The sequence below is a fragment of the Frankia sp. KB5 genome (genome assembly GCF_002099325.1).
GTDB classification, from domain to species: Bacteria; Actinomycetota; Actinomycetes; order Frankiales; family Frankiaceae; genus Frankia; species Frankia casuarinae.
This window is the reverse complement of the sequence record NZ_MRUJ01000407.1, coordinates 1-1,231: the sequence shown is the minus strand read 5'-3', so window position 1 is coordinate 1,231 and position 1,231 is coordinate 1. Positions and strand designations below refer to the sequence as shown.

Sequence of the window (1,231 nt, the reverse complement as noted above, 5' to 3'; positions counted from 1 at the left end):
GGAACCCAAAGACAGGGAGCAAGCTCCACATGATAGAGGGATGATCATGTTCTGCGAATCACACCTTCCCAGTCGAAAGGCCGACCGCAAGCGGACAGTTGGGCAGGCGTGGACCGAGCGGCGTCCATGTCCTCCGACCTTGGGACACCGATCGTGTTCGTCTACCGACTCCCGTGGACGATTGCCCGGCAAACGGCGGGCAACAGCCGCCGGCGCCTTTGGGGTGGTGGTGCCGCGAGCGGAACCGACCGGTACGAATGCCAAAGGGGATCGCCGCGCCGGATGAGTACCCCTGATTCCGGCGCCGCCGGTATGAGCCGACCCACGGACGAGTACCCGCGCACGTGGGTGGTAGACGGTGCCAACGTGATTGGCTCCCGGCCCGACGGGTGGTGGCGGGACCGCCCAGGCGCGGCCGGACGGCTGGTCGACGCTATTTCGGCGCGGATCACCCGTCCCGGCACGCACCCGCGGCCATCATCGAGGCCGGAATGGCCTGAGCGGATCGTGGTCGTTCTCGAGGGTGCGGCACGGGCCGGAGTTCCCGAGGGAACCGTACGGCCCGGAAAGATCACACCCGAAAAGGTCCGGCCCGCGGACGTCGCGCCAGAGAAGGGCCGCCACGTTCCAGCGAGGGCGGACCGCGCGGCACCGACCATCGTCGTCGTGCACGCCCCCGGGCACGGCGACGACGCCATCGTGGCGGCGGCGCGCGACGCGGTCGCGCCCGTGGTCGTCATCACCTCGGATCGGCAACTTGCCGGCCGGCTGAGGTCGCTCGGCGCGGGTGTGCGACGGTCGGGATGGTTGTGGGAGCTGCTCGACGAACGATGAACGACGGCCAACCAGCGACGGGTCCGGGGGCAACCGGCGGTCAGCGTCCGTCCGGGTCGCCGGCCGGCCCACGAACGGACGAGCCTCGGAGAGGGAGCACGACGGCCGCCGCGAAAAAATACACCGGCGATACCGGAAAAGGCGCGCTACGACGGGCTGAGGCCGCTTGACGGGGATGGACGGCCCACCGGACCGTACGCGAAACGCCGGGACCGAGCGGTGACTCGGGACCGGATCACGTCGGGACGGTCACCGCACCCCGCCGATCGTGGTCATCCGACCATCGACCGACCCCGTCCGACCATCGACCGACCCCGGTCACGGCCGATCGGCCCCTGAACGGACAAACACCCCGCGGCACAGACTCAGCCCCGCGGCACAGACTCAGCCCCGCGGC

At 70.0% G+C, this 1,231-nt stretch carries 1 protein-coding gene; it reads left to right on the top strand.

Going from position 1 to position 1,231, the window contains the following annotated elements:
• Positions 1 to 507 precede the first annotated feature (507 nt).
• A complete protein-coding gene (locus tag KBI5_RS28325; protein ID WP_049760977.1) occupies positions 508 to 834 on the top strand; it encodes a hypothetical protein in 327 nt (108 codons plus the stop codon).
• Positions 835 to 1,231 lie beyond the last annotated feature (397 nt).